Annotated in this window: 17 protein-coding genes and 1 pseudogene; 10 read left to right on the plus strand and 8 right to left on the minus strand. The window is 70.9% G+C overall.

Annotated features, from left to right (window positions below; genetic code table 11):
• Positions 1-5: 5 nt before the first annotated feature.
• Genes OHS18_RS25855 through OHS18_RS25865 form a run of 3 tightly spaced genes read right to left on the minus strand, consistent with a single transcriptional unit; the run spans position 6 to position 2,325 of the window.
• Positions 6-692 (minus strand): ABC transporter ATP-binding protein, encoded by a 687-nt coding sequence (locus tag OHS18_RS25855; protein ID WP_328612693.1) that lies wholly within the window; start codon positions 690-692, stop codon positions 6-8.
• Positions 689-1,774: a peptidoglycan-binding protein gene (locus OHS18_RS25860; protein WP_328612694.1), complete on the minus strand. Its 1,086-nt coding sequence runs from the start codon at positions 1,772-1,774 to the stop codon at positions 689-691. Before OHS18_RS25860 ends, OHS18_RS25855 begins: the two co-directional genes overlap by 4 nt.
• A 5-nt stretch (positions 1,775-1,779) precedes the next feature.
• A complete protein-coding gene (locus OHS18_RS25865) occupies positions 1,780-2,325 on the minus strand; it encodes a hypothetical protein (protein WP_328448342.1) in 546 nt (181 codons plus the stop codon).
• A gap of 112 nt (positions 2,326-2,437) precedes the next feature.
• Between OHS18_RS25865 and OHS18_RS25870 the strand changes: the two genes are divergently transcribed.
• From OHS18_RS25870 to sepH, 3 genes are all read left to right on the plus strand, one after another.
• Positions 2,438-3,100, plus strand: a complete 663-nt coding sequence (locus tag OHS18_RS25870; protein WP_328448340.1) for a response regulator transcription factor — start codon at positions 2,438-2,440, stop codon at positions 3,098-3,100.
• On the plus strand, positions 3,097-4,248 hold the full coding sequence (locus OHS18_RS25875) for a sensor histidine kinase (protein ID WP_328612695.1): 1,152 nt from the start codon (positions 3,097-3,099) through the stop codon (positions 4,246-4,248). The genes OHS18_RS25870 and OHS18_RS25875 overlap by 4 nt, the downstream gene beginning before the upstream one ends.
• Positions 4,249-4,598: 350 nt before the next feature.
• A complete protein-coding gene (sepH, locus tag OHS18_RS25880; RefSeq protein WP_328448336.1) occupies positions 4,599-5,450 on the plus strand; it encodes a septation protein SepH in 852 nt (283 codons plus the stop codon).
• A gap of 60 nt (positions 5,451-5,510) precedes the next feature.
• Here the strand turns inward: sepH and OHS18_RS25885 are convergent, their stop codons facing one another.
• Together OHS18_RS25885 and OHS18_RS25890 are read right to left on the minus strand one after the other, a co-directional pair.
• Positions 5,511-5,864: an MmcQ/YjbR family DNA-binding protein gene (locus OHS18_RS25885; protein WP_328612696.1), complete on the minus strand. Its 354-nt coding sequence runs from the start codon at positions 5,862-5,864 to the stop codon at positions 5,511-5,513.
• A gap of 25 nt (positions 5,865-5,889) precedes the next feature.
• On the minus strand, positions 5,890-6,510 hold the full coding sequence (locus tag OHS18_RS25890; RefSeq protein WP_328459183.1) for a DUF2537 domain-containing protein: 621 nt from the start codon (positions 6,508-6,510) through the stop codon (positions 5,890-5,892).
• Between the two features lie 204 nt (positions 6,511-6,714).
• Here OHS18_RS25890 and OHS18_RS25900 point away from each other — a divergent pair, with 204 nt between their 5' ends.
• The gene (locus OHS18_RS25900; RefSeq protein WP_442875274.1) at positions 6,715-7,662 is read left to right on the plus strand and encodes a cold-shock protein; all 948 of its coding nucleotides are present in this window, start codon (positions 6,715-6,717) and stop codon (positions 7,660-7,662) included.
• Between the two features lie 219 nt (positions 7,663-7,881).
• Here the strand turns inward: OHS18_RS25900 and OHS18_RS25905 are convergent.
• Positions 7,882-8,371: pseudogene (locus tag OHS18_RS25905) on the minus strand (transposase); the annotation flags it as partial.
• Between the two features lie 42 nt (positions 8,372-8,413).
• On the minus strand, positions 8,414-9,220 hold the full coding sequence (locus OHS18_RS25910; RefSeq protein ID WP_328612697.1) for a TrmH family RNA methyltransferase: 807 nt from the start codon (positions 9,218-9,220) through the stop codon (positions 8,414-8,416).
• Positions 9,221-9,431: 211 nt separating this feature from the next.
• Between OHS18_RS25910 and OHS18_RS25915 the strand changes: the two genes are divergently transcribed.
• From OHS18_RS25915 to OHS18_RS25940, 6 genes are all read left to right on the plus strand, one after another.
• The gene (locus tag OHS18_RS25915; RefSeq protein ID WP_328448330.1) at positions 9,432-10,931 is read left to right on the plus strand and encodes a glutamate--cysteine ligase; all 1,500 of its coding nucleotides are present in this window, start codon (positions 9,432-9,434) and stop codon (positions 10,929-10,931) included.
• 9 nt (positions 10,932-10,940) lie between these two features.
• Positions 10,941-11,540: a TetR/AcrR family transcriptional regulator gene (locus tag OHS18_RS25920; RefSeq protein ID WP_328612698.1), complete on the plus strand. Its 600-nt coding sequence runs from the start codon at positions 10,941-10,943 to the stop codon at positions 11,538-11,540.
• Between the two features lie 72 nt (positions 11,541-11,612).
• Complete coding sequence (locus OHS18_RS25925) at positions 11,613-12,281, plus strand: biliverdin-producing heme oxygenase (RefSeq protein ID WP_328612699.1); 669 nt, start codon at positions 11,613-11,615, stop codon at positions 12,279-12,281.
• 197 nt (positions 12,282-12,478) lie between these two features.
• Positions 12,479-13,102 (plus strand): superoxide dismutase, encoded by a 624-nt coding sequence (locus OHS18_RS25930; RefSeq protein WP_247058440.1) that lies wholly within the window; start codon positions 12,479-12,481, stop codon positions 13,100-13,102.
• Between the two features lie 103 nt (positions 13,103-13,205).
• Positions 13,206-14,009: an arylamine N-acetyltransferase family protein gene (locus tag OHS18_RS25935; RefSeq protein ID WP_328612700.1), complete on the plus strand. Its 804-nt coding sequence runs from the start codon at positions 13,206-13,208 to the stop codon at positions 14,007-14,009.
• Between the two features lie 224 nt (positions 14,010-14,233).
• Positions 14,234-15,280, plus strand: a complete 1,047-nt coding sequence (locus tag OHS18_RS25940; RefSeq protein ID WP_328612701.1) for a hypothetical protein — start codon at positions 14,234-14,236, stop codon at positions 15,278-15,280.
• Between the two features lie 67 nt (positions 15,281-15,347).
• Here OHS18_RS25940 and OHS18_RS25945 read toward each other — a convergent pair whose 3' ends face one another.
• Positions 15,348-16,604, minus strand: a complete 1,257-nt coding sequence (locus tag OHS18_RS25945; RefSeq protein ID WP_328618581.1) for an MFS transporter — start codon at positions 16,602-16,604, stop codon at positions 15,348-15,350.
• Between the last annotated feature and the right edge of the window lie 123 nt (positions 16,605-16,727).

Here is a 16,727-nt window from a genome sequence, read left to right on the forward strand (position 1 = left end):
CGCGATCACTGCGCACCCACCAGGCCGGTGTCGAGCCGCAGGTGCCCGTCGAGCAGCTCGATCCGGCGCGGCATGCCCGCGGCGATCTCCCGGTCGTGGGTGATCACCACGATCGTCGTGCCGTCGGCGGACAGCTCGCCGAGCAGCGAGAGCACGGCCGCGCCGGTGCCGGTGTCGAGGTTGCCGGTCGGCTCGTCGGCCAGCAGGATCGCCGGGTTGTTGACGACGGCCCTGGCGATCGCGACGCGCTGGCGTTCGCCGCCGGACAGCTCGCCGGGCCGGTGCCACGCCCGGTGTCCCAGCCCGACGCGGTCGAGCGCTTCCCGGGCTCGCGCACGCCGCTGCCGCCGCGGCACCCCGGCGTAGAGCAGGCCGGTGCACACGTTGTCCACCGCACTCATCCCTTCGTCGAGGAAGAACTGCTGGAACACGAACCCGATCCAGCGTGACCGCAACGCCGAGACCTTCCGGTCGGACAGCACGGCGACGTCGTGGCCGCGCAGCTCGACCCGGCCGGTGGACGGCCGGTCGAGCGTGCCCATCAGGTGCAGCAGCGTGGACTTCCCGGAGCCGGACGGCCCGACGATCGCCACCATCTCGCCGTCTTCCATGCTCAGCGAGACGCCGTCGAGCGCGGCGACACCACCGGGGTAGGTGCGCGTGACCTCGTGCACGCGCAGGACGGGCGTCACGACGTCGTCACCACCCGCATGCCCGCGGTCAGGCCGTTGCCGCTGACCTCGACCTTGCCGCCGCTGAACAGTCCCGTCTGGACGGCGATGAGCCGGCGCTTCCCGTTCTCGTCGACCTCGACGGCGTAACCGCCTTCGGCGAGCGCGAGCAGCGCGCCGACCGGCACCGCGAGCACGCCTTGGTGGACGTCCTTGGTGAACCGGACGGTCGCCGGGGCCGAGTCGAGCGTGCCGGCCACGGCCGGGTCGTCCAGCTGGACGGTCACCGTGATCTTGGGCTTGCCGTCGTCCTGGCCGGCCCCGTCCTTGCCCTCGACCGCGGACTTGCCGACGTCGGTGATCGTGCCCTTCGACGTCTTCCCGTTGATCGTCACGGACGCCTTGGCGCCCTGCTGGGCCAGGTCCTGCTTGGCCGCGTCGAGCTTGACCTGCACCGAGCGGACGGTGCCGCTGGTCTTGAGCACCTCGCCCTGGGCCGGCGAGCCGAGCTTGGCCGACAGCGCCGACACCCGCAGCTCACCCGCCGAAAGGACGACGTCGCCCTGGCCGAACGCGCCGGTCTGGTCCAGCCCCAGCGCCTTCTGCCACTTCTTCAGCGCGGCCGCCGTCGCCGCGGTGAACTTCTTGTCCGGCGTGCCGAAGCCGCCGTACCCGCACGCCTTGAGGTTCTCCTCGAGCTGCTTGACGTCGGCGCCGTCGGCCGCACCCGAGGCGAGGTCGCGGTAGAACGGCAGCGTGCCGTAGAACAGCGGCACCGGCTTGGCGTCGACGCCGTACACCGCCTGGCAGCGGGTGAGGGTCGCGCCGGCGGCGGGCAGCGACGTGATGGTGCCGGGCTTGCGGCCGGCGACCGTGGACTCCTCGCCGTAACCGAGGGTGCCGTCGGCCTCCTCTTCCTCGCTGAGGTCGGTCTTGGCCACCGCCGCCGTCTCGACCGGCGGCGGAGCGGCCTCCTGCACCGAGGTGGCGGAGGAGACGCGGGTGAGGATCACGGCGGAGCCGGTCCCCACCACGACGACGAGCACGGCCGCGGCGATGAACCAGCGCGCCCGGCCCCGGCGCCGCGGCTTGGATTCGATCATCTCGGTCATCGCGCGGGCGCCGCCGGTTCCGCGTGCATGGACATGCCGAGCCCGCACGCCTTCGCGGCGGCCTCGAACTTCGACGGGTCGTCGCCCGGTCCGCCCATCCGCGTCGCGCCCTTGCCGGACGGGTCCGGGTCCGGCATGTCGATGCCGTGGTCCCGCATGCACTTGGCGTCCTTGCGCATCTTGTCCAGTTCTTCGGGGCTCGGCGGCTTCATCTCGCCGCCGTTGGGCATGAGGCTCTTGCAGGCTTTCTGCGCCGCGTCGAGCTTCCCCGCGTCCTTAGCGTCGCCCCCGAGCGTGATCGCCATGCCGCCGCCGTCCCCGGCCGGCTTCGGGTCGGGCATGTCGACGCCGTGCTCGCGCATGCACTTGGCGAAGTCCCGCATCTTGTCCTCGTCGCTCTTGTTGTCCGCGGCCTTGGCCGGGGCCGACGAGGACGGCCCCGAGATCGAGGCCACCTTCGACGCGTCGTCCGGCTTGGCCCCGCACCCCGCGAGCAGCACCGCGGCGCCGATCGCCGCGATGACGGTCAGGCGTGTTCGCATCGCTCGCTCCTTTCCTCCGGTCAGGTCGTCAGGTCTACGGATCGGGGGATTCCGGCGCGCTAAGCGAAGTCGCTTATGCGGGGCTTATGGCCCGCCTGGGCAGACTGGGCGGGTGCGTGTGCTGGTGGTGGAGGACGAGCGGCTGCTCGCCGACTCGGTCGCGGAGGGCCTTCGCCGCTTCGCGATGGCCGTCGACGTCTGTTACGACGGCGAACAGGCCCTCGAGCGGGTCGGGGTGCACGGCTACGACGTCGTGGTCCTCGACCGCGACCTGCCGAAGGTGCACGGCGACGCGGTGTGCGCCGCCGTCGTCGCGGCGGGCGGCGAGGCGCGGGTGCTGATGCTGACGGCCGCCGCCGACGTCACCGACCGGGTCGCCGGGCTGGGCCTGGGCGCCGACGACTACCTGACCAAACCGTTCGCGTTCGCCGAGCTGGTCGCCCGGGTGCAGGCGCTGTCCCGGCGCGCGCGGCCGGCGTTGCCGCCGGTGCTGCAACGCGACGGCGTCGTGCTGGACCTGCCGCGGCACCAGGCCGCGCGCGACGGCCGGTTCCTGCAGCTCTCGCCGAAGGAGTTCGCCGTGCTGGAAGTGCTGATGCGGGCCGAGGGCACGGTGGTGAGCGCCGAGGACCTGCTGGACAAGGCGTGGGACGAGCACGCGGACCCGTTCACCAACGCGGTGCGCGTCGCGGTGATGACGTTGCGCCGCAAGCTCGGCGACCCGCCGGTGATCGAGACGCTGCCCGGCGCCGGCTACCGGTTCGGCACGCCGTGAACGCGCTGTCGGTCCGGACCAAGCTGACGGCCTGGTACGGCGGGCTGTTCCTGCTGGCCGGGCTGGTCCTCGTCGTCATCGACTACCTGCTGGTGCAGGGCACGCTGCCGGACCCGGCCAGGTTCGCGACGGCGTCCCTCGGCTCGGCCGACGCGGCGTACGGCATCCCGGACGACACGGTCATGGCGCCCGCCGGCATGGCCGTGCGCCTGGTCAGCGGCTCGCTGGACGAATACCGGTCCTCGACGCTGTCCACCCTGGTCGTCAACTCGGCGATCGCGCTCGTGGCGACGGCCGCGCTCGCCGTCCTGTTCGGCTGGCTGATGGCCGGGCGGGCGCTGCGGCCGCTGCACGACATCACCTCGGCCGCGCGGCGGCTCGAAGCGGGCAAGCTCGACCGGCGGATCAACCTCGAAGGCCCGCCCGACGAGCTGAAGGAACTGGCCGACACCTTCGACGGCATGCTCGACCGGCTCGCGGAGTCGTTCGACAGCCAGAAGCGGTTCGTCGCGAACGCGTCCCACGAGCTGCGGACCCCGCTGGCCGTGCAGCGGACGCTGATCGAAGTCGCGATGGCCGACCCCGAGGTCGCGCCCGACCTGCGGAAACTCGGCACGCACCTGCTGCACACCAACGAGCGCAGCGAGCGGATGATCGAGGGCCTGCTGATCCTGGCCCGCAGCGACCGCGGCCTGACCGCACGCAGCCCGGTCCGGCTCGACCAGGTCGTCGCGTCGGTCGTCCGGGCCACCGCGGCCCAGGCGGAGTCGGCGGGCGTCAAGGTGGAGACCCGCTTCCGGCCGCGCACGGTGGCGGGCGACCCGGTGCTGCTGGAGCGGCTGGTGACGAACCTGCTGGTCAACGCGATCACGTACAACGCCCGCGGCGGCTGGGTGTACGTCGAAGTCCGCGCCGACCCGGCCCTGGAGGTCCGCAACTCGGGCGCGGTGGTCCCGCCCGAGGCCGTGCCGACGCTCTTCGAGCCGTTCCGGCGCATCAACGGGGCCGAGCGGACGGGCGACACGCGCAACGCCGGCCTCGGGCTGTCGATCGTCCGTTCGGTCGCCCACGCCCACGGCGGCACGGCGGAGGCCCAGCCGGGCAAGCGCGGCGGGCTCACCGTGACGGTCCGCCTGCCGCCAGGCTGAGCGTCGTGAGTGTTTAGGGCGGTTCTAACCGCCCTAAACACTCACGACCTGGCAACCCCCGCGACGTCCCACGCGTCCCAGTAGTCACACCAGTCCCAGAAACCACAGGGCCCAGCGGACTGGGCCAGTCGGAGGAGATTTTGCCGGAACACGCGGAGGCGATCCACTCGATCGTGACTTTGCGTGGTCGGCGTGTCACACGGATGCCGCTGACCAGGGCACGGATGATGCGGGAGTCACAAAGTGAACAGTGGTCCTTTGGGTGATGACTCGGCGCGCCTCGCACGTCAAGCCGACGCGCCGTTCTAACGTGGGCACCCACAACGGTGAAGCATCGGGGAAGGCGAACAATGCGCACGCTACGAGTGGTCGGGTTGCACGAGGACGGTAAGTCCATCGTGTGCGAAGACCCGGCGAGCCGTACGCAATTCCTCCTCCCGGCCGATGAGAGACTGCGCGCGGCGGCGCGGGGTGACATCACCCGCCTCGGCCAGATCGAAATCGAGTTGGAGAGCCAGATGCGGCCACGCGAGATCCAGGCGCGAATCCGCGCCGGCGAGTCAGTCGAACAAGTCGCGAGCGGCGCCGGGATCTCGGAGCAGCGCGTCGAGCGCTACGCCTACCCCGTCCTGCTCGAGCGGTCCCGGACCGCCGAGCTCGCGCAGAGCGCGCACCCGGTCCGCGAAGACGGCCCGGACGTGCAGACGCTCGGCGAGGTCGTCGCGTACGGCTTCGGCGTGCGCGGCCACGACTACTCGCAGGCCACCTGGGACTCCTGGAAGGGCGACGACGGCCGCTGGGTCGTCGTACTGCGCTGGAAGGCCGGCCGCTCGGACAACCGCGCGCACTGGGCGTTCGCCCCGGGAGCGCACGGCGGCACCGTGACGGCGCTCGACGAGAACGCCGAGGTCCTGCTCGACCCGAACGCCTACCGCCCGCCCCGGACGGTCCGCGCGCTCAACCCGGCCCGCGACGCGGAGTTCCAGCCGACGCTGGATTCGGTGTCGCCGGACCACGCCGAGCTGCCGGCCGCCGAGCCGGACCCGGACGACGACACCCGCGAGATCCCCCGCGTCCCGGCCGACCCCGAAGAGGAGACGGCCACCGCGGAGGAACCGGCGCGGCCGAAGGCCAAAAAGAATCACCCGATCGTGCCGTCCTGGGAGGACGTGCTGCTCGGGGTCCGCTCACAGCGCGGCTAGACCCAAGCGTCCCGATGTGGCCTTCGGTGCGTCTGACGCACCGAAGGCCACATCGGTGCGCTACTCCACCAGCGCGGCGAGCGACTTCGGCGCGACCAGGCGGTAGGCCTCCCGCACGATCCGGTCGATCTCAGCCCAGTCGACGTCGACGTCCAGGCGCACGCCCAGCCAGCCGCGCGGGCCGACGTACGGCGGCTTGAAGAACCGCTCCGCCTCGGTGCGCACCAGCTCCTCCTGCACGCCGGCGGCCGCCGGGCACCAGAAGGCGAGCCTGCCGTCGCCGTGGTGGTCGTCGGCGAACATGACGAAGGTCTTCTTGCCGCGCACGAACCACGCCGGCGAGCCGTGACTGAGCCGCTCGGTCGCCTCCGGGAGGGCGAGGCAGAGCTTCCGCAACACGTCCAGCTGCTCCATCGCGCCAGTATCCCGTTCCGCCCGGTCAGGCGCCGCCGAAGGCGATCACCAGCACGCCGACCCAGGCGATCAGCACGCCGCCGGCCGCGCCGTAGGCGGCCCAGCGCAGGATCGGGGTGCGGCGGATCAGCCACAGCGACGGCGCGATGCCGGCCGTCACCACCACCGACGCCACCAGCGCGAGCCAGCCGCTGGTCTCGCGCGCCAGGGTCGTCGCCAGCGCCAGCATCGCCACCACGACGACGGCCGCGATGAACGCCGAGACGATGAGCCCGGTCGGCCACGGGGTCGGTTCCCCGGGCGGCCCCGGCGGGCCCAGCACCGTCCGGACCAGCTTGCGGCCGGTTTCGGGCTGCCGCGGCGGCGGCTCGACGACGATGTCGGCGCCGGTCACCGGGTCCACGAACCGTACGGCCGTGCCCATCACCGCGGCCAGCCGGCCGGCCAGCTGGCGGCCGCGCTGCGAGACGACGGAGGCCGCCTCCGCACCCGGGTCGGCGGACACGGCGGACGCCACCCGCGCCCACTCGTGCAGGGCCTGCGCCAGGTCCCCGCCGATCGCGAGCTTGTACGGGTCCACCTCGCGCGCCCGGTCGCCGCCCGGCCCGGCCAGCACCGCACGCTCACCGCGGATCCGCAGCTCCATGGTGTCCCCGTGTCCCTTCACGCCCGAGTCCCCCGAAACACTAGGAGGCACCTTAGACCTGGTCTCAAAACTCGGCGTGTCGCCAGGTGAACCAACGGCCCGCCTGTGGCTCCGCACCGCCCGCCTGTGGACCCGGCCCGACGGACCGGAGGTCTGTCAGAGAGACTGGGGGCCAGTGCCCGCCCTCTCGACCTGGAGCTGTTGATGCCGCAAGGGACCGTCCGTTGGTTCGACGCCGAACGGGGTTTCGGCTTCCTCGCGCCCGAGGACGGCTCGCCGGACGTGTTCGTGCACGCCTCCGAGATCGTCGGGGACGGCGGCGCGAAAGTGCTCCGCGAGGGCCAGGCCGTCGTGTTCGAGGTCGGCGAGAACGACCGCGGGCCCGAGGCGCTGCGCGTTCGCGTCACCGCCGATGCGGCCACCGGCGGCGCCGTGGGCCTGCTCGGCACCGTCACCTGGTACGAGCCGGGCAAGGGGTACGGCTTCGCGTCGCCGGACGGCGGCGGCGCCGACATCTTCGTGCACAGCTCCGCCATCGTGACCGGCGGCGTGGTCACCGAGGGGCAGCGGGTGGCCTTCCTGATCGTCGAAGGCGAGCGCGGCCCGCAGGCCGGGCACGTGATCCCGCTGGGAGCAGGGGCCGGCTCACCCGCTGCGGCCGGTATCGCGGACGGTGCCGACGGCACGGTGGCCTGGTACGACGAGGACAAGGGCTTCGGCTTCATCAACCCCGACTCCGGCGCCGGGGACGTCTTCGTTCACGCCCGGGCCCTGGCCGAGGGGCTGACGTGGCTCGCGGAGGGCGACCGCGTCGCCTACGAGGTGGCCAGTGGAGACAAGGGTCCGCAGGCCCGCGACGTGCACCTGGTCCGGGGCGCCGAGCCCCAGACGGCGCCGCAGCGGTCGGCACCTGCCGCGGCCGCAGGGCCGGCGGCGCGGGACGTGCCCGTACGAGGCGGCGAGGGCGTCGTCGCGCGCTACGACGGCGACCGCGGCTTCGGCTTCATCACCCCGGACGCAGGCGGCGACGATCTCTTCGCCCACGCGTCCGTGATCATGGGGTCGGAGTCGCTGCAGAAGGGTGACCGGGTCCGGTACGCGGTGCGTCAGAGCGACCGGGGCCCGCAGGCCGACCGCATCGAACGCCTCTGACGAGGCGGCCCCACCGATGGCTGATCACTTCCCGACGAGAGTGCTCGTTCATCCCCGTCGATGGTGCCGTCGGCAACGCGGCTGCAGCCTCCTCCAGGAGATCGATCTCCCTCGTGGGTGACAGGGGCCCCGTGCCGACCCGAGGACCTGGTCCGCGCTCAGAAGCTCACCAGTCACCTCCACCCGACGACACAGAGCTACCGATGTATCCCAAACGAGTGAGATACCGCGGCGGGTCAGGCAGCGGCGGTAGTCGTAGCCCTCGTCGGCGTGCAGCTTGTCCGGTCGGCATCGTGGCCGGCCCGCCCGGCCGTGGTGGCCGCGCACGGTCGGGTTCGTGTCCGGCAGCGGCTCGAACATCATGCTGTCGTGGGTGTTTGCCGCCGACAACACTTGGTGCCGGCTTTACCCCGGTCAGTGGGGCTGCGGCCGGTCAGCTCGCCCCCTTTTTCGACCGCACCGACACCGCGTCGATGCAGCCTCCGGTCCGGTCGAGCTCGTCGATGGTGGACAGCTCGTCGAGCACGAGCTGGTGCAGCCGGTCCCACACGCCAGCGTCCTGCCACTCACGTGACCGCCGCCACGCGGTGCGCCCGGAACCGCATCCGAGCTGCTCGGGTAGGTCTCGCCAGCGGCAGCCGGTGTCGAGCACGAACAAGATCCCCTCTAGCGCGGCACGGTCATCGATCCGGGGCCGCCCACCCGGACCGGCAGGTTACGCAGTGACACCCTTGAGTTTTGAGACCAGGTCTTAGTCACCCGAGGCCAGTTCGTAGAACGCGACGGCGGCGGCCGTGGCGATATTGAGGGAGTCGACTCCCGCGGGCATGGGTATCCGCACCGCGTGATCAGCAGCCGCGAGCGCCGTGTCCGTCAGTCCGGGCCCCTCCGCGCCGAACAGCAGGGCCACCGGGCCCGGCGCGTGCTTCCGCAGCTCGCGCAGCGGGACCGAGCCCGGCCGCGGCGTGAACGCGGCGACGGCGAACCCGCGCGCCCGCAGGTCGCCGAGCCCGCCCGGCCAGTCCGTCAGGTGGCCGAAGGGGACGCGCAGGACGTGTCCCATGGAAACGCGCACGCTGCGCCGGTACAGCGGGTCGGAGCAGCCGGGGCCGAGCAGCACGCCGCCGACGCCGAGCGCGGCCGCGTTGCGGAAGAGCGCGCCGAGGTTTTCGTGGTCCCCCACGCCTTCCAGCACGGCGATCGTGTTGGCGCCGGCCACCACGTCGGAAACCGTCAGGGGCGCCGGCCGGTCGGCGATCGCGAGGATGCCGCGGTTGAGGTGGAAGCCCACGACGTCGGCCATCACCTCCGCCGAAGTGACGTACTGGGGCGCGTCCGTCCCGGCCAGGTCGTCCGCCAGCTCGGCGAACCGCCGTTCGACGCCCAGCAGCGCACGCACCGGGTACCGGGACGCCAGCAGCCGCGACACCACGACGGTGCCCTCGGCGATGACGAGTCCCTTGCCACCAGGGCGGTCCGGGCGGCGGTCCGCAGTGGACAGGTCGCGGAAGTCGTCGAGTCCCGGGTCGTCCCGGTCATCGGTGTGGATCACGGCCATCCGCCCAGTCTGTCATCCGCTTGCCGGGGCACTCGCTGGTCCGAACGTCGAGTTGCTCTGGTACGAACGGGTTCATTTTGCTGTCGGTTAACTCCTGGTGACGGAGAGCACCAGTTTGGCCGCTAGCACGGATTCAACCGCTGTGAAACGGTTATCCGCCGGGAACCTGAAACACGTACTAGTTCCACGCCGACGCGAAGCAGGGATGGTCATGGGGATGGACCTGGCGGCACAACCGTTCAACACGCTCGATCGAGGACGGTACCGCCGCAAGGTGCAGCGCTGTCTCGACACGTTGGCCCGAATGCTCACCGACGGCAGTTTCTCTTTTCCGCGCAAGAACATCGGCCTCGAAGTCGAGCTGAATCTGGTGGACCGGGAACTGCGGCCGTCGATGACGAACAACGCGGTGCTGGAAGCGCTGGACGATCCGTCGTTCACCACCGAGCTGGGCCAGCACAACCTGGAGCTGAACGTGCCGCCGCGGCCGCTGGCCGGCGATTCGGCGCTCCAGCTGGAAGACGACCTCCGCGCTTATCTCAGCACCGCGTCGGCGAAAGCCGGGGACAACGGGTCGGCGCTGGCGATGATCGGCATCCTGCCGACGTTGAAGCACGAGCATTTCGACCAGAAGTGGCTCACCAACAAATCGCGGTATGTCACGCTGAACGACCAGATCTTCGCCGCGCGCGGCGAACGGACCGTGCTGGCGATGGAAGGCGCGCCGCTGCCGGGCCAGCAGCCGGAACGCCTGCGCAGTTATGCGGAATCCATTCTTCCGGAAGCCGCGTGCACGAGCGTGCAGCTGCACTTGCAGGTGGCGCCGGAGGAGTTCGCCGCCCACTGGAACGCCGCACAGTGCCTGGCCGGGCTGCAGATCGCGCTCGCCACGAACTCGCCGTTCCTGCTGGGCAAGGCGCTCTGGCAGGAGACGCGCATCCCGCTGTTCCTGCAGGCGACCGACACGCGCCCGGAAGAGCTGAAGAACCAGGGCGTCCGGCCGCGGGTGTGGTTCGGCGAGCGCTGGATCACGTCGATCTTCGACCTGTTCGAGGAGAACGTCCGGTACTTCCCCGGCCTGCTCCCGGAAACCGACGCCGAAGACCCGATCGAAGCGCTCGACGCGGGCCAGGCGCCGAAGCTCACCGAGCTGCGGATGCACAACGGCACCATCTGGCGCTGGAACCGCCCGGTGTACGACGTCGTCGACGGCCTGCCGCACCTGCGCATCGAAAACCGCATCCTGCCCGCGGGGCCGACGGTCGTCGACACCGTGGCGAACGCGGCGTTCTTCTACGGCGCCCAGCGCGCGCTCGCCGAGGCGGAACGCCCGGTGTGGAGCCAGATGTCGTTCCAGGCGGCGGAGGAAAACCTGTACGCGGGCGCGCGCCGCGGCTTCGAGGCGCAGCTGTACTGGCCGGGCATCGGCTGGATCCCGCCGGACGAGCTCGCGCTGCGCGTGCTGCTCCCGCTGGCCCACGAGGGGCTGCGCGCCTCCGACGTCTCCGACGAGGCCCGCGAGCGCTACCTCGGGATCATCGAGCAGCGGTGCCTCGCGCGGCGGACCGGGGCGACCTGGCAGCGCGACTTCGTCGTGCACGCGCAGGAGCACGGGCTCGACCGGGAGGCGGCGCTGACCCGGATGCTCGGGCGCTACCTGGAGCTGTCGGAGGCGGGCGAGCCGGTGCACACGTGGCCCGTGGCCGATTAGCCTGGGCGGATGCCGAAGATCCTCGGTGGGTCGTTGGAGGCGCACCGCCGTGAAGTCCGCGCGCGCGTCTTCGACGTCCTGCGCGCCCAGCTGTACGAACGCGGCTTCGACGCGATCTCGCTGACCGGCGTCGCCGCGGCCGCCGGCGTCGGCCGGAGCGCGCTGTACAACCACTTCCCGGACAAGGAGAGCCTGCTCGTCGCCTTCGTCGAGGACGAGGCCGCCCGGTACGTCACCCGGCTGACCGACGCCGTCGAGGCCCAGGCCGACCCGGTCGACCAGCTCGCCACGTTCGTCCGGCTCCAGCTGAGGGTGCTGGCCGAGTACCACATGCCGCCGGGCGCGGCGCTCGCGTCGGCGCTGGCCCCCGCGGCGTACCGGCGGATCAGCGCGCACGCCGACCCGATCACCGACCGGCTGCGCGCGATCCTCGCCGGCGGCGTCGACCTGGGGCGCTGGCCCGCCGAGGACCCGGACGTCCTGATCGCCATGATCACCGCCGCGCTGGGCAACCGGGCGCTGGTCGAGGGGCCGCCGGAGCAGCGCGAAGACGTCGTCGAAGCCGCCGTCCGGTTCGTGCTGCGAGCGGTCGGAGCGGCCGAGATTTAGGGTAGCCTTACCGCCGGTTATGGCTTAGGCTCTTTCTGACAGTGTGTCAGATCGATCGCCGGGAGGCCTTCCATGTCGGTGACCACGGACCTCGACACCCGTCCGTTCTCGGCGACCTTGCGCGCCTCGACGCTGCAGGTGCACGAAAAGGCGAACTACTCGACGTACATGCGCGCGCTGCTGGGCGGCGAGCTGTCGCAGGACGGCTACACCCAGCTGGCGATCCAGTACTACTTCATCTACGGCGCGATCGAAGCGGCCAGCGACCGGATGGCCGGCGACCCGGTCGGCGGCGAGTTCGTCTTCGACGCGCTCCGCCGGCGGCCGAGCCTGGAGCGCGACCTGGCGCACCTCGTCGGCCCGGACTGGCGCTCGACGATCGCCCCGCTGGCGTCGACGCAGGCGTACGTCGCGCGCGTCGAAGAGGCGTCGTCGTGGGCCGGCGGCTACGTCGCCCACCACTACACGCGCTACCTGGGCGACATCGCGGGCGGCCAGGCCATCCGCCGCCTGCTGGAGAAGACCTACGACGTCGCCGACGCGGGCACGCTCTTCTACCACTTCGAGGGCATCGGCAGCGCCCCGAAGTTCCGCGACGTCTACCGGGCGAAGCTGGACAACGCGCCCTGGACCGACGCCGAACGCGCCCGGGTGATCGACGAGACGCTGGTGGCGTTCGAGTGCAACGTCGCGGTGTTCGACGAGCTGGCCCAGCGGCTGACCGAGTTCCGCACAGCTTGAATGATCGTCGTCACAGCACCTTGACCTCGACTTAAGTCCAGGTTGCAGGCTCGGTTTCGGGTGGCGCACCCCCGGGTACGCCACTGTCGAACCGGTCGTCCCACGCAGTGACGACCACGCGCCCCCGCTCGCCGCGAGCGGCCGTGTGCTACTAGGTTCGATACCGGAATCTTGTGTCGAAGACAGAAGGAGGGCCAATGGCCCGCTACGAGCTCCCCGATCTCGACTACGACTACAGCGCCCTGGCGCCCCACATCTCCGGCGAGATCAACGAGCTGCACCACAGCAAGCACCACGCGACCTACGTCAAGGGCGCGAACGACACCCTCGACAAGATCGCGGAAGCCCGCGACGCCGGGGACTTCGGCGGCATCGTCGGTCTCGAGACGACGCTGGCCTTCAACCTGGCCGGCCACGCCAACCACGTCGTGTGGTGGAAGATCCTGTCGCCGGAAGGCGGCGACAAGCCGACCGGCGAGCTGGCCGCCGCGATCGACGAGGCCTTCGGCTCCTTCGACAAGTTCAAGGCGCAGTTCACCGCCGTGTCGACGACGATCCAGGGCAACGGCTGGGGCGCGCTCTCCTGGGACCCGATCGGCAAGACGCTGATCACCCAGCAGCTGCGCGACCACCACAACAACCTGATCCTGCCGACGGTGCCGATCCTGCTGGTCGACGTCTGGGAGCACGCGTTCTACCTGGACTACAAGAACGTGAAGCCGAAGTACGTCGAGGCCCTGTGGAACATCTTCAACTGGGCCGAGATCAGCAAGCGCTTCGACAACGCCGTCGCCGGCGGCAACGGCCTGCTGCTCGGCTGAGCACGCGGTTCGCGAACGGGGTCCTCCACTGTGGAGGGCCCCGTTCTCGTCTCCGGGTGAATTCGCTTGACCTCGAGTGCGGTCGAGGTGTTTGGCTTGAGCCATGGACGTTGACGCGTATCTGGCCCGGCTGGGCGTCGCACGGCCCGCGGCGGCCGACCTCGCGACACTGCGCACCCTGCAGGAACGCCACCTGGCGGCGGTCCCCTTCGAAAACCTGAGCGTCCACCTCGGCGAGCCGATCGAGCTCACCGAAGAAGCGCTGTTCGCCAAGATCGTGGAACGCCGCCGCGGCGGGTTCTGCTACGAGCTCAACGGCCTGTTCGCCGCCCTGCTGCGCGAACTCGGGTACGACGCTTCCCTGCGCGCGGCGCAGGTCTTCCGCCCGGACGGGTCCCTCGGCCCGCCGCTGGACCACGCGGCGGTCGTCGTCGAGCTCGACGAGCCGTGGCTGCTCGACGTCGGCTTCGGCCGCTTCTCCCGGCACCCGCTGCGCCTGTCCGGCGTGGACGCCCAGCGCGACCCCGAAGGCGACTTCCTGGTGCTGGACGCGCCGTACGGCGACGTGGACGTCCTGCTGGACGGGAAGCCGCAGTACCGCCTGGAACGCCGATCGCGTCCGCTTTCGGACTTCGTGCCGCTGGCGTGGTGGCAGTCGACGTCCCCGGCGTCGCACTTCACGCGGTCGCTGACGTGCTCCCGCCCGACGTCCCAGGGCCGCGTGACGCTCTCGGGCGCCAAGCTGATCGAAACGGTCGACGGCGTCCGCCACGAGGTCCTGCTGACCGGCGACGACGCGATCCGCGCGGCCTACCGGGTGTACTTCGGGATGGCGTTGCCGCGCCTGCCCACGCTCCCGGGTGAGAACCCCTTGACGAGCCCTTCGCTCAGCCCGACACTGCCGTGACCCGCACATGAACGGAGCCCCGGCCTGGGGTTCCCAGGGCCGGGGCTCCGTCCGTTCCCGAACTGACTGCCGCTCCCACCACGAAGCGGACGTGTATGAGGTTAGCCTAACCTCATCTCTCTGAGCAAGGGGTCTTCCGGGGAGACTCGGATCTCACTCGTACGGGTGACCCTCAGTGCGCGAACCCGCCGGTTTCTGTCGGTGCGTGCCGATACGGTCACAGCGTGAACACAAGGGGGAGCTCCACTCGTACCGCAGCGCTGATCGTCGTCGCCGTCCTCGCCTTCACCGCGCTGCTCGGCGGCGGGGCGTGGCTGGCGTTTCGCATCGCGTTCCCGCCGGTCTCGCTACCCGCCCCACCGACGACCTTGCCGAGCCCGTGGCCGGAACAGGGCGCGGAGCCGGTCCGCGAGGTGCCGATGCCGACCGGCGAAATGGTCGCGGCCCTGCCCGGCTACACGGCGAGCCACGTCCTGTGCTCGGCGCTGCCCGGAGCGACCTGGGCGAAGCTGCTCGGCGGGCCGGTCCTCCGCCAGGTCAACGTGATCTTCGGCTGCCAGGTCGTCACCACGACGCTCCGGGTTTCGGCCAAGCTCGGCGACGGGAGGCCGGTCCGGTCCGGTGACGCACCGGAGCAGGTCACCGTCGGCGGCCGTGCCGCCACTTCGTACCAATCACGGTTCTTGAAGGATGCGAGCGTCGTCACCCGGTTGCTCGGGCCAGGCGCGCCGGACTGGGCGAAACCGGTCCTGGAGATCTCCGTCTCCCAGGACCCCCGGGACCAGACAGCCCGCGATCTGCGCGGCCTGGCACAAACCCTCGGCGACGGGATCGTCAACGCCATCACGGCCCCCGGGCCGGCGCTGCCGAAGGCGTCCTACGACGACTCGATCCCGTCCCGCGCGGTCGGGCCGACCCCCGGCAGCGGCATCGTCGACGCCTCGACCCCGATTATCGCGTGGCAGCTCTGTTCCCTGCTGGCCCAGAGCACCCAGCGGCCACTCACCGACTTCGTGCCGAAGCACAGCGGCAAGTGCGAACACCGCGAGGACGGTCTGGGTGTCCAGGCTTCGAGCGACGACTGCTGCACCAAGGACTTCCCCGACCGGATCGGTGGCCGGCCCGCCATGGTCGACAACCCGCGAGTGGTGATCCGGCTCAGCGACGAATCACGACAACAGGTCCAGCTCGCCTGGACGTCCCCACGCAAGTCCGACGAGGAGCTACGCGCGTGGGCCGAGTCGATGGTCCCCCAGCTACTCGGCCGCTGACCCCAGGACGCACGAACCGACCCTCCAGGCACACGAACCGACCGCCCGGGCACGCGAGCCGACCGGGCTAGACCTTCGTCCGCTTCAGCACCCGCAGCCCGAACCCCCGCTGCACCGGCCAGGAAACCCCGCCCCGCCGGATCAGCACGATCGCGCAGACCACCGCGGCCAGCGCCGAGACCGCGCCACCGATGTAGAAGGGAGACCGCCCGCCGAACGCCTGCGCCATCCAGCCGACCATCGGGCCGCCGATCGGGTTGCCGCCGATCAGGACCAGCACGTACAGGCCCATCACCCGGCCGCGCATCTCCGGGCTGACCGACGTCTGCACCAGCGCGTTCGCCGTGTTGAGGAACGTCATCGTGGCGAAGCCGAGCGGGATCAGGCCGAGGCCGAAGGTCAGGTAGTTCGGCATGAACGCCGTGATCAGCTCGAACACGCCGAGGAAGAAGGCCGAGATCAGCATCAGCCGCACCCGTGGCCGGCCCTTCGTGCCGCGGCGGGCGGACATGATCGCGCCGGTGAACGTGCCGACCGCGACCAGCGTCGAGAGCAACCCGTAGCCGTCGGCCGCGGTGTGGAAGACGTTGGCCGCGACGATCGGGAGCGAGCTGAAGTACGTGATGCCGAACGTGCTGACGAACAGCACCAGCACCATCACCGTCATCAGGTCCGATCGGCGGCGGACGTACCGCAGGCCCTCGGCCAGCTGGCCCTTCTCGCGCGGCATCGCCGCGACGCGGAACAGCTTGTCCGGGTTCATCAGGATCAGGCCGGTGATGACCGCGACCGTGCTGGCCGCGTTGGCGATGAACAGCCAGCCGGTGCCGATCCAGGTGATCGCGAACCCGGCGATCGCCGGGCCGACGATCCGGGCCATGTTGAAGATCGACGAGTTCAGCGCGACCGCGTTCGCGATCTGGTCCCGGCCGACCATCTCCGCGACGAACGACTGCCGCGTGGGCACTTCGAGCGCCGCCGTGATGCCGAGCGTGAAGCACAGGACGTAGACCTGCCACAGCGCCACGAGCCCGGTCAGGTCGAGCACGCCGAGCACGACGGCCTGGGAACACGCCGCGGCCTGGATCCAGGTCAGCAGCCGCCGCTTGTCGACGCGGTCGGCGAGGACGCCGGCCCAGAGCGAGAGGAACAGCGTCGGGGTGAACTGCAGTGCGACCGCGACGCCGAGGGCGATCGGGTTGTTGCCGCTGAGGGTGAACACCAGCCAGTCCTGGGCGATGCGCTGCATCCAGGTGCCGATGTTCGAGATGACCTGGCCGGTGAAGAACAGCCGGTAGTTGCGGACCCGCAAGGAGGCGAACATGCTGCCGCGGCGCTGGGCCACGGGCTCGGAAGAGGGTGCCGAAGATGGCGGTGACGCAGACGGCGGTGGTGCCGTTTCCCGGGTAGCAGTGGTCTCGACCTGTCGTTCTGTTTCGCTACCCGT

Source organism: Amycolatopsis sp. NBC_00355 (assembly GCF_036104975.1).
Lineage (GTDB): Bacteria > Actinomycetota > Actinomycetes > Mycobacteriales > Pseudonocardiaceae > Amycolatopsis.

Coding starts and splice junctions, on each gene's coding strand:
- OHS18_RS25890 (WP_328459183.1), bottom strand. CDS start 6,510: ATGGAGCTGCGGATCCGCGGTGAGCGTGCGGTGCTGGCCGGGCCGGGC.
- sepH (WP_328448336.1), top strand. CDS start 4,599: ATGCGCACGCTACGAGTGGTCGGGTTGCACGAGGACGGTAAGTCCATC.
- OHS18_RS25910 (WP_328612697.1), bottom strand. CDS start 9,220: ATGGCCGTGATCCACACCGATGACCGGGACGACCCGGGACTCGACGAC.
- OHS18_RS25885 (WP_328612696.1), bottom strand. CDS start 5,864: ATGGAGCAGCTGGACGTGTTGCGGAAGCTCTGCCTCGCCCTCCCGGAG.
- OHS18_RS25925 (WP_328612699.1), top strand. CDS start 11,613: ATGTCGGTGACCACGGACCTCGACACCCGTCCGTTCTCGGCGACCTTG.
- OHS18_RS25900 (WP_442875274.1), top strand. CDS start 6,715: ATGCCGCAAGGGACCGTCCGTTGGTTCGACGCCGAACGGGGTTTCGGC.
- OHS18_RS25860 (WP_328612694.1), bottom strand. CDS start 1,774: ATGATCGAATCCAAGCCGCGGCGCCGGGGCCGGGCGCGCTGGTTCATC.
- OHS18_RS25930 (WP_247058440.1), top strand. CDS start 12,479: ATGGCCCGCTACGAGCTCCCCGATCTCGACTACGACTACAGCGCCCTG.
- OHS18_RS25865 (WP_328448342.1), bottom strand. CDS start 2,325: ATGCGAACACGCCTGACCGTCATCGCGGCGATCGGCGCCGCGGTGCTG.
- OHS18_RS25915 (WP_328448330.1), top strand. CDS start 9,432: ATGGGGATGGACCTGGCGGCACAACCGTTCAACACGCTCGATCGAGGA.
- OHS18_RS25920 (WP_328612698.1), top strand. CDS start 10,941: ATGCCGAAGATCCTCGGTGGGTCGTTGGAGGCGCACCGCCGTGAAGTC.
- OHS18_RS25945 (WP_328618581.1), bottom strand. CDS start 16,604: ATGTTCGCCTCCTTGCGGGTCCGCAACTACCGGCTGTTCTTCACCGGC.
- OHS18_RS25935 (WP_328612700.1), top strand. CDS start 13,206: ATGGACGTTGACGCGTATCTGGCCCGGCTGGGCGTCGCACGGCCCGCG.